This is a genomic window from Paenibacillus timonensis, from assembly GCF_022427145.1.
Lineage (GTDB): Bacteria > Bacillota > Bacilli > Paenibacillales > Paenibacillaceae > Fontibacillus > Fontibacillus timonensis.
Map to the genome: position 1 here is coordinate 1 of NZ_JAKSXN010000098.1, position 10,133 is coordinate 10,133.

The 10,133-nt window shown below is 51.6% G+C and carries 12 protein-coding genes; 8 read left to right on the forward strand and 4 right to left on the reverse strand.

The features are described 5' to 3' along the window. Positions 1-293 precede the first annotated feature (293 nt). Complete coding sequence (locus MJ257_RS23585; RefSeq protein WP_240271582.1) at positions 294-1,574, forward strand: hemolysin family protein; 1,281 nt, start codon at positions 294-296, stop codon at positions 1,572-1,574. A gap of 27 nt (positions 1,575-1,601) precedes the next feature. Here the strand turns inward: MJ257_RS23585 and MJ257_RS23590 are convergent, their stop codons facing one another. Continuing rightward, positions 1,602-2,189 carry an RNA polymerase sigma factor gene (locus MJ257_RS23590; protein WP_240271584.1) on the reverse strand — a complete coding sequence of 196 codons (588 nt, stop codon included), beginning with the start codon at positions 2,187-2,189 and terminating at the stop codon, positions 1,602-1,604. Positions 2,190-2,410: 221 nt separating this feature from the next. Here MJ257_RS23590 and MJ257_RS23595 point away from each other — a divergent pair, with 221 nt between their 5' ends. Beyond that, a complete protein-coding gene (locus tag MJ257_RS23595; protein ID WP_240271586.1) occupies positions 2,411-3,619 on the forward strand; it encodes an MFS transporter in 1,209 nt (402 codons plus the stop codon). Positions 3,620-3,689: 70 nt separating this feature from the next. Here MJ257_RS23595 and MJ257_RS23600 read toward each other — a convergent pair whose 3' ends face one another. After that, positions 3,690-4,922 (reverse strand): aminopeptidase, encoded by a 1,233-nt coding sequence (locus MJ257_RS23600; protein WP_240271588.1) that lies wholly within the window; start codon positions 4,920-4,922, stop codon positions 3,690-3,692. Positions 4,923-5,204: 282 nt separating this feature from the next. On the opposite strand from MJ257_RS23600, the gene MJ257_RS23605 reads away from it, so the two are divergent. From MJ257_RS23605 to MJ257_RS23615, 3 genes are all read left to right on the forward strand, one after another. Then, a complete protein-coding gene (locus MJ257_RS23605; protein WP_240271589.1) occupies positions 5,205-5,477 on the forward strand; it encodes a hypothetical protein in 273 nt (90 codons plus the stop codon). A gap of 49 nt (positions 5,478-5,526) precedes the next feature. Then, complete coding sequence (locus tag MJ257_RS23610; protein WP_240271591.1) at positions 5,527-6,612, forward strand: AI-2E family transporter; 1,086 nt, start codon at positions 5,527-5,529, stop codon at positions 6,610-6,612. Positions 6,613-6,777: 165 nt separating this feature from the next. Continuing rightward, positions 6,778-7,245 (forward strand): hypothetical protein, encoded by a 468-nt coding sequence (locus tag MJ257_RS23615; RefSeq protein ID WP_240271592.1) that lies wholly within the window; start codon positions 6,778-6,780, stop codon positions 7,243-7,245. A gap of 81 nt (positions 7,246-7,326) precedes the next feature. On the opposite strand, the gene trxA is transcribed toward MJ257_RS23615, so the two are convergent. Further along, a complete protein-coding gene (trxA, locus tag MJ257_RS23620) occupies positions 7,327-7,665 on the reverse strand; it encodes a thioredoxin (protein ID WP_240271593.1) in 339 nt (112 codons plus the stop codon). Continuing rightward, positions 7,646-8,035 carry a MerR family transcriptional regulator gene (locus MJ257_RS23625; protein WP_240271595.1) on the reverse strand — a complete coding sequence of 130 codons (390 nt, stop codon included), beginning with the start codon at positions 8,033-8,035 and terminating at the stop codon, positions 7,646-7,648. Before MJ257_RS23625 ends, trxA begins: the two co-directional genes overlap by 20 nt. A 181-nt stretch (positions 8,036-8,216) precedes the next feature. Between MJ257_RS23625 and MJ257_RS23630 the strand changes: the two genes are divergently transcribed. The 3 genes from MJ257_RS23630 to MJ257_RS23640 all read left to right on the forward strand — a co-directional run bounded on the left by MJ257_RS23630 (position 8,217) and on the right by MJ257_RS23640 (position 10,086). After that, positions 8,217-8,705, forward strand: a complete 489-nt coding sequence (locus MJ257_RS23630; protein ID WP_240271596.1) for an isochorismatase family protein — start codon at positions 8,217-8,219, stop codon at positions 8,703-8,705. A gap of 49 nt (positions 8,706-8,754) precedes the next feature. Then, the gene (locus MJ257_RS23635) at positions 8,755-9,543 is read left to right on the forward strand and encodes a TIGR00266 family protein (RefSeq protein WP_240271598.1); all 789 of its coding nucleotides are present in this window, start codon (positions 8,755-8,757) and stop codon (positions 9,541-9,543) included. 108 nt (positions 9,544-9,651) lie between these two features. Next, positions 9,652-10,086, forward strand: a complete 435-nt coding sequence (locus tag MJ257_RS23640; protein ID WP_240271600.1) for an Rrf2 family transcriptional regulator — start codon at positions 9,652-9,654, stop codon at positions 10,084-10,086. Positions 10,087-10,133 lie beyond the last annotated feature (47 nt).

The following is a 10,133-nucleotide window of genomic DNA, read 5'->3' on the forward strand; positions in this document are numbered from 1 at the left end:
CTAAACGGGGGCCTTTTTTTTTGGAGCCTGCCATGCCTGTTCGTCAGGAATACCGCCGCGTTTGACTGTGTAGTGTATAATAATATAATTAAGATGAATTCATCATACGGAAGCCCAAGCATGGCAAAAGGAGATGGATCCCTTGGGAAATTAAAGCTGCAGTTCTCATATGAAAAGCAACAAAATATCGATGATTTTAACTCACGAAGGAGGTGCACCTATTCGCCGTCGGACCGGCGGGAATAGGAAACGTATTGAGTGACCCTTTACCGAGTCTTTATTCTTTAGGATTCATGGTGTTACTGGTGTTGCTTAACGGATTTTTCGTATCGGCCGAATTTGCCATTGTGAAGGTGAAAAATTCCCGGATCGAGGCTTTAGCCGAAGAGGGGCGAAGGAATGCGAGGATCGCTAAAGAGCTGTTAAGCCGGCTAGACGGTTATTTGTCGGCCTGTCAGGTTGGGATTACCCTCAGTTCGTTGGGGCTCGGCTGGCTCGGCGAACCTGTGGTTGCCCGTATGCTTGGACCGCTGTTTGAAATGATGGGCTTCGGCGAAAGGCCGGTCGTTGTCGTTTCGTTAGCCGTTTCGTTTATGCTGATCGCCATCCTGCATATCGTGCTGGGGGAACTGGCCCCTAAAACCATCGCCGTCCGTAAGGCCGAGACCATTCTGTTATGGTTTGCCTGGCCAATGCGCATATTTTACCGGCTGATGTATCCGTTCATCTGGATGTTAAACGGACTTTCCTCCGGTCTCCTGCGGCTGTTCGGCATCGCGCCGGTGTCGGAGCAGGACGCGCTGCACACGGAAGAAGAAATCCGCGTGATGATGAAGGAGAGCAGCGAAAGCGGCTTGATCGACAGCACGGAAATGTCGCTGGTGGACAATATTTTCGAGTTCGCCGATACGACCGCCCGGGAAATCATGATCCCCCGGACCGAAATGATTTGTTTATATACCCAGCATTCGCTGGAAGAAAACCTGGAAATCGCCTTGGAAGGCACAAGAACCCGTTATCCCGTCTGCAATCAGGATAAGGACCATATTATGGGATTTATTCATATCAAGGACTTGATCCGTTCCCAAACCCGCAATCTTCGCGACTTGATCCGTCCGATCATGGCCGTGCCGGAATCGATCCCCATCAGCGATTTGATGAAACGCATGCAGCGGGGGAGAACGCAAATCGCGATATTGATCGATGAATACGGCGGGACCTCCGGAATGGTTACGTTGGAGGACATCGTCGAAGAGATCGTTGGCGAAATTCAGGATGAGTTCGACGAAGAACGTCCCGGCATCGAGCAACTGGACACACATGAATATTCGATCGACGGATTGATGTTGATTGAGTCCATTAATGACCGGTTCGGCCTGGAGCTGGATTCCGACGACTATGACACCATCGGCGGTTGGCTGTATTCCCGGATCGATCTGCTGCCTCCGCAGGTAGGGCAAACCGTGGAATACGGCGAATACACGTACGTGGTGGAGGAAACCGACAACAAGAGAATCTCCCGCGTCAAGCTGATTCGTCAACAGCTATTGCCGTTGGAAGAAGCCGGCGCTTAAATCAAAATAAAACCGGATGTCTCCATTTTATAAAGAGGCATCCGGTTTTTGATCTTCCCATTCTTTATGAAGCATCTTTTTGATTCCTTCCCGGGTCCGATATAACCGCTGCCGCACGAGATTTTCGCATAATCCCATGCGTTCGGCAATTTCCTTGTAGCTGAGCCCTTGCTTCCAGCGGTATTCAAGCAGCATCCGGTACTCCGGTTTGATATGGTGCAAATACGAACTGATCGTTTCCTCCAAAAGCTTGGTCTCCACGCAACCCTCAACGGAATCCGCCAGCCAACCCGTCGCGGCAATCTCCTGCATCGCGCTGTCCGAATCGACGGTACAATCATGTTTCCGATTCTTGCGCAAATAGGTGATGGCCATATTCCGCGAGACCGTTTTCAACCAGGCGCGCAAGCTGTTTTCGTTATCGAAAGCCGGCTTCTTGAGGGCAACCATCAAGAACGCTTCCTGAATTATGTCTTCGGTTGCTTGATGATCCTTCACCATATAATAAACCGTGCCGTATACCAAATCTAAATAGGCATAGTAGACTTCTTCCTGAGCATCCTCGGGCAGCTCCAAAAAATTGGAGGTAAGCAAACACTGTAACCGACCGGCCATAAAGTACCTCTCCATCTCGTAACCGAAATCCAAATTCCTAATTCTATCCTCGCTCTATCCCAATTTTACTCTACATTCACTATAAAAGGAACGTTTTACCATAATTATAACAAAAATGAGATCTATTTCGTCAGGTTTCTACAGATGACGTAACTATAGCGATCCATTACAATAGAGAAAGTGTATGTTCTGCATCTGTGGGAGGCGAGAGGAGAGAATTCGTGAAACGTTTATTTTGGATGGGATGCTGGTCTTATCTGCTGATCGGTTTGGCCCACGTTGTAGTCGGTTCGTTGATGCCTAGCTTACTGGAGCATTACGGTAGAGATTACGGCGACGGAGGTTTGCTGATCTTTGCCCAGTTTTCCGGTTTTCTGGTGGGAGTTTTGATTTCCCCTCTGCTGATTTCAAGACTTGGAAAGCTGAACGCTTTGCTGATAGCAACCGGGATGTTGTGCGCGGCGGAGTTCGTTTATACACTGCTTCCGCCATGGGAGTGGTTATACGCTGTAGGGGCCGTAGCCGGCTTTGGATTTGGAATGATCGAAGCGGTGATCGGAACCATCATTATCGCTTCCTTCACGGAGAGAACAGCCGTGGCCATGAGCCGGTTGGAGGTATTCTTCGGACTGGGGGCTCTCCTGATGCCGCTCGCTGCGGGTGTCTTTATTCGGTTGGAGAACTGGCGGTATACGTTTCTGCTGGTTTCGGTTCTGGCATTCGTCCTATTGTTTGCCTGGGGAAAAGGCCGCTTCGGCGAATTCAAAGAGACCCTGCAAGCTAGAAGCGAGAAGGCGGCAGAAAAGGGGACTAGGTTGAAGCAATACCAGGGAACCCGGGGGCTGTTGCTTGTTGTTTTTATCGTGTTCTTTTTCGTGTATGTCGGTACGGAGATGAGCTTCGTCAATTTCTTGCCATCTCTTCTGATTGAGAAGCTCGGAATCGATAAGCCGACCGCTGCGTTCAGCGTGACCTTATTCTGGGTGGCCATGACGATCGGACGTTTATTTGCCGGTGTCGTCGCGGAGCGAATTTCCTATAGCCGTTACGTGACCATGGGCTGCCTGATCAGTTTCGTAGTCATTTCCCTGTTTGCCTGGAGCGGGGGTATCGCTTTACTATTTATGTTCATCGTTCTGTTTGGTTTATTTATGTCGGGACTCTTCTCCATTGCGCTCGTCTTTGCCAACAAATTGTTGCCGGGCTCTGAGGAAACGACTCCCAGCTTGTTGATCGCCTCAGGCGGCGTGGGGGGCGCCTTGTTGCCCCTGCTAGTGGGGGAGAGCATGGATATTGGCGGTGCCGACACGTCGGCATGGATATTGGCGGGATTCCTAGCGTTGCTGGTTCTCCTAAGTGCGACCGCTGCGATGATCCAGCGCAGACGGGCTTTTATGGCTTCCGCAAGGTCTGCGAACGTCGAATCCTAAAAACGCTGCACATGAAAAAAGCGCCCCTTTCGCAGAACGGTTCTGCGGGGACGCTTTTTTCATTCTTAGTTTAGAATGCCCAGTTGCCTTTCGCGAAGATCGGTTCTTCCTTGCCGTCCGCGGTGACGCCGAAAATATCCATCTCGGCGGATCCGACCATAAAGTCCTCGTGCGCCAAGCTGGAGTTCAATCCGCGCTGCGACAACTCATCCTGGGACATCGATTTCCCGCCTTCCAGGTTAAAGGCGTAGGCGTTGCCGATCGCCAAGTGGTTGGAGGCATTCTCGTCGAACAGCGTGTTGTAGAACAAAATGCCCGATTGCGAGATAGGGGAGTTATGCGGAACCAGCGCCACCTCTCCCAGATAATGCGAACCTTCGTCCAACTCCACGAGCTGCTTCAGGACGTCGGCCCCAACTTCGGCTTGATAGCCCACGATACGTCCGTTTTCGAAAGTTAACGAGAAGCGGTCAATGACGGTGCCCCGGTAGCTAAGCGGCTTCGTCGCTGCGACCGTGCCGTTCACCCCGGTTTTGAGCGGAGCGGTGAAGACTTCTTCCGTTGGCAGGTTGGCCAGGAAGGTGTTGCCTTGTGCGTTAATGCTTTCCGCAGCGACCCACAGGTGACCTTCCGGCAGCTCGATCGTGAGGTCGGTCCCGGGTGCTTTATAATGCAGTTTCTTATAACGCTTCGCGTTCAAGTAGTCGGATTTCTGCGTTAAATTGTCGATGTGCTGCTGCCAAGCGGCGATCGGATCCGGCTGATCCAGGCGAACCGTACGGAAGATGGCTTCCCACAAGGCCTGAACGCGTTGCTCCTCGGGAAGGTCAGGGAATACTTTATCCGCCCAAACCTTGGAAGGAACCGCAACGATCGACCAGCTGAATTTGTCGGACATTTGCATTTCGCGGTATTTGCTCATCGCTTTGCCGTACGTTTTCTGATGGTTGGTCAGGCGTTCGGTGGAAACGCCCTTCAACAAGTCAGGATCGGACGAGATCACGTGCAGCACGGCTGCCCCGTTTTCCACGTATTCCAGCATTTCGCCGGCATACCATTTCGGATCGTCCAGGAACGATTCCTCGGCAGCCATATCGTAGCGAAGGCGGGTGACCACATCGTCGCTCCAGTTGACTTTGACGAATCTAGCCCCGGCTTCATAAGCTTGCTTGACGATAAGACGGACGAGCTCCGCGCAATCGATGGTTGCATTGACGATCAAGTTTTGGCCGGGTTGTACGTTCACGCCTATTTTGACGGCCAGTTCTGCATATTTCTCCAGTTTCGTTTGAAAATCGGACATTTACGGTCTCCTCCATACTTTGGAAATGGGTTATTGTCTTATCATACACCATCTCATAATGAATTTGTAATGTGAGCCAAAGGGGTTAGCCAATAATAATTTTGCTCTCCCGATACTTCAGCCAATCCTTCTTGGACTTCGACGATTGTTTCGTTTCGGCAAGAGGAGTCGTCGCCGTACAAGTTCTGCATATTGCTATTGACTTAAAACATGGTACGATATTGCAAGAAGACAATCCAATATAACAATCAGTTTTTTCTAGATAAAGGAGTTGTGAAGCGCATGTCCGAATTGAATATTGTTCACGCCGAAATGCAGCGCCAGGAGGACGGATCCTACATCGGCAAAACCGTCTTCGAGGTGACCTCGCACAAGGCCGCCTATGAAATTACGTTTTTCAGTCAGAAGGGGAAGGATTGGGATTACAGCCTTCATTATGCCGGTGAGCCGGGCATCGAGGAACAATTCCTTGCGGTCGATGGGCGGATCGAAGAAGACGACGAGTGGTTTGATGCCTTGCTGGACGCCGCGCTGGATACGATGCCGGAGGTTTGATTCGTAACCTGCCGTTGGAGACGGAAGAGAGGGAGAGGGGGAACAAAACGTGTGGCAACACCCGTTCTACCGAACGTCGCTGGGGATTATTATGGCGCTGACCATCATTTATTTGTTGTCCAAGGTCAGCTTTATCTTTAATCCGGTGGTGACTCTGGTATCCATTTTGATCGTCCCGTTGACGATATCCGGATTTCTGTATTACTTGCTGCGGCCGATCGTGCAGTTCCTGGAACGCAAGAAGCTGAATCGGATGCTTTCGATCCTGCTGATCTATCTGCTGTTTGCCGGAGTGATTACGATCTTCCTGATCGTCGTCTGGCCGCCGCTGCAGAGGCAGATCATCGAATTCATGAATAACGTGCCGAAGCTGATCAACGGCGTGCAATCGCAGATGAATGATTTCCGCAACAACCGTTATTTCTCGATGGTGTCGAACGAGACGAGCCCGGAATTGATGAACAAAGTCACGGAATACCTGAATTCGGCCATGGAAGCCATCTCCGGTTATTTATCGCATGTGGTGACCTTCCTAAACGATTTCGTGATCGTAGTAGGTACCGTTCCGATCCTGCTCTATTACATGTTGAAGGAGGACGAGCGGGTTACGCCTTCCCTGGTGCGGATGCTGCCGGTTCGGTACCGGCGTGACGGAGCAAGCGTCATTCATGAAATCGACAACATGCTGAAGGGATTTATCGCCGGACGGATGATCAGTGCCGTGTTGCTCGCTTTTATGAGCTTCATCGGCTTTTGGCTGATCGGCTTGCCGTATCCTTTGCTGCTCGCGGTCGTTGGGGCGCTGTTTAACTTCATCCCGTATTTCGGCGCGTTGCTGGGAGCGATTCCTTGCGTCATCGTCGCCTTCACGGTGTCCCCGTCCATGGTGGTATGGGTCATCCTCATCGTGGTGCTTGCGCAGCAAATCGAAGGCAATTTGATCTCCCCGTACATTTACGGCAAGACGATCAACATTCATCCTTTGACAACGATCGTCCTGTTGCTGGTGGCCGGAGATTTCGGCGGCATTCTGGGCATGATTTTAGCCATTCCCATATATATGACGCTGAAAATTGTCGTGCTGAAAGTGCATAAACTGTATTTTGGCGAAAAAATCGAAGAGCTGACCGAATAGGATTACCAATCTTATTCCAAATGGCCTTCAAGGTGATTAAAATCATATCTCACGCCCCCGCGATTGGGCGATGATTATTCTATTAAGTAGACATTCAATAAGTCGGCATGCTGACGGGTTGAATGCCTCTAGATAGATATTCATTACGCTCGGGGGATGATATATATGGCAGTTAATGCCAAAGGCGGGAAGTACTTTTACGCATGGAGCAAAATTCTTCCCGACGGATCGTTTTACCTTCCGGATCAAGCCCTGCATGAGTACCAGATTCGCCCGGACTCCAACATTATTTTGATGACGGGCCGGAATACGGCCAAAGGCTTTAGTGTCGTTTGCAAAGAACTGATTGCCAACTCGCCGCTTGCCACGATTTTCGCCAGCATTCCTCAGCTTCAGCAATTCGCGATCCCGGAGGGGGAGGCCATTACCTTTAAGGAACGCATGTTCTGCTGGGTTTATTTGAACAGCAAAGGGTATTTTACGCTGCCGTTGACGACCTGGAGGGAATTTGGCCTCAAAACCGGCGATCAGCTGCTTAGTTTGCGGGCTACCCATCTGGCATTCAACAACTTGTCGGAGGGGCCTTATATCGAGCAAGCCAAGCAACTCCGCGATATTCATGTTTACGAATGAAAAGAAGAGAGAAGCAAAAAGAAGCAGCCGGTCGCCGATTCATCCAATCGGTACCTGCTGCTTCTTTTCATTCCCATTCCTTTATGCCGTTTGGGAGGGGGACGGGTACTTCGCGATCAAACTCGTGTAAGCTTCCTTCGGCCGCAGCCCGATCAGCTTCTCCACGGGCTGGCCTTGATGGAAGAAGATCACGGTCGGCATGGACATCACGCCGAATTGCGCGGCCAAAGCCGGCAGCTCGTCGCAATTCACCTTCAGCAGGTTAATGGCGCCGCCGTACTCCTCGTGCATTTCATCCAGGATGGGCGACAAAACCTTACACGGCGGGCACCAAGGCGCGTCAAAATCGACGAGTGTAAGTCCCGGTGCTTGTATCGCCTGTGCAAACTCATTTTCATGTTCAATCCGTTTCGTTGCCATTCTCATTCATCTCCATTTCGGGATTTTCGGTTAATATATGGCTGATCCGCTCCTCCAGATTGGCCTTGATCGCCTGCAGCAGCTCGATTTGAGCGTTGACTTCCTTCAGCTTGCTGCGGTAAACAGGCATGATCTCGCGGCAGAACGCCTCTTTGCTGGTCATCACGCAATGCAGGAAGCCGGCGATTTGCTCCGTCGTAAGACCCAGACTTAAATAGAACTGGATCGTCTTTACCTGTTCGGCCGAAAAGCTGTGGTAATCGCGGTATCCGTTATCCAGCCGTCTCGAGGTGATCAAGCCTTGCTCTTCGTAATAACGAAGGGAGCGGATGCTGACGCCGGTCGCTTTGGACAATTCACCGATTCTCATCGCTTTCGAATCACCTGCCTTCTTGGATTCATTATAAACCCTAACACTAATGTGAGGGTCAACCGCTTTCGTCGGATAATTCTAAAAAAACTTCTGCGGCTCTTATCGGCGCCAGGACCATGGATCGTGTATAATGTTAGAAACTAGGGACCCTTAAGCGGGTGACGAAGGAGGAACAGGCATGAAACCGGCTTTATTAATCATCGATATGCAGCAAGCCTTTTTGAACCATCCGCGAATCCAAAGCGAAATCCCGGGAGCGTGCGAGTATATAAATGCCGTCGCCGACTTGTTCAGGGAAGCGGGGCGGCCCGTCGTCGTGGTCCAAGATAAGGACGGGGGCGAAGGAACTCCGGGGTACGAGGTGATTCCTGAGGTTAAGCTGGCCGACTCCGATCTGCGGATTTCCAAAGCATGGAACAACGCGTTTTGGAAAACTGACCTCGAACAGTTTCTGCGCGAACAGGACACCGACTTCGTGGTGGTTTGCGGATTTGCGGCCGAGCACTGCGTCACCTTTACGTTTAACGGGGCGGTGGAACGCGGATTTGGCGCGGCCATTTTGCAAAAAGGCATTCTCGGCGAGCATCCCGATTCGGTGGCTATGGTGTACCGGGATCGCAGCCTGATCAGCTACTCGGTGATTCGAGCTATTTTGCAGCAAGCTTAATTCATGTCCTTACATAATCAAAATTCAATCTTTGGAGGCGATTCGTTCCATGAATGCTCATGAAATCGATTATCGGATTATCGGAAACGAAATGCAATGCGTGGAGGTTCACTTGGATCAGGGAGAAAGCGTCATTGCCGAAGCCGGCAGCTTTATGATGATGGACCCGGATATTCGGATGGAGACGATATTCGGCGACGGCAGCAATCAAGGCGGCGGCGGGCTCATGGGAAAGCTGATGGGGGCAGGCAAACGGCTGTTGACAGGCGAAGGCTTGTTCATGACCGTGTTTACCAACGCCGGGTACAACCGGCAGGCCGTAACCTTTGCTTCTCCGTATCCCGGCAAAATCGTGCCGCTCGACCTGCAAATGCTCGGCGGGAAGATCATCTGCCAAAAAGACGCTTTCCTGTGCGCTGCCAAAGGCGTGTCCGTCGGGATCGAATTCCAGCGTAAGCTCGGCACCGGCTTTTTTGGCGGAGAAGGCTTCATTATGCAGAAAATCGAAGGCGACGGGCTGGCCTTCGTGCATTCCGGAGGATTGGTGATCGAAAGAGACTTGGCTCCCGGCGAGGTGCTGCGCCTTGACACCGGCTGTTTGGTCGCCATGACGGCTTCGGTCGACTATGATATCGAATTCGTCAAAGGGGTAAAGACCGCCTTGTTCGGCGGGGAAGGACTGTTCTTCGCGACGCTGCGCGGCCCCGGCAAAGTATGGGTGCAATCGCTGCCGTTCAGCCGTTTGGCGGACCGCGTGTTGTCCGCGTCCCGTTATTCGGGCCGCAAGGATGAAGGCAGCCTGTTAGGCGGCCTGGGCAACTTGCTTGACGGTAGATAAAAGGAGAGGCAGCGATTCCAACACTCTCCAGTGAGAAAGGCGGTTGACATTCTCCTCCTTAAGTAACTAATATGGTTACAAGATGATGGAAAGGGGGATTGGCTTAACATGACGATCAGCTCCAGATTTTCCGTGGCCATTCATATCTTGTCCCTGCTTGAAATCAACAAGGACGGGATTAGCACCTCGGAGTATATATCCGGCAGCGTCAACACAAACCCGGTCGTGATCCGCCGAATCATGGGCATGCTAAATAAAGCAGGGCTGGTGGAAGTCCGTACGGGGGTTGCCGGAGCCAAGCTATCGCGGCAGTTAGACCAAATCACGCTGCTTGACGTTTACCGCGCCGTGCACGTCGTGGAAGAAGACGGCTTGTTTGCCGTGCATGATCATCCCAACCCGGATTGTCCGGTCGGCAAAAATATTCAATCGGCGATCGAACCGATTTTCTCCTCGGCGCAAAAAGCGATGGAGAACACGCTGGCGGCCGTGACGCTGCAGGACGTCGTGGACGACATCTCGGCCCAAACCCCATCCGTTTAACGCAGGTGGACCTGAGGCGAAGAAACGGATAAAAGCCCCCTTGAATA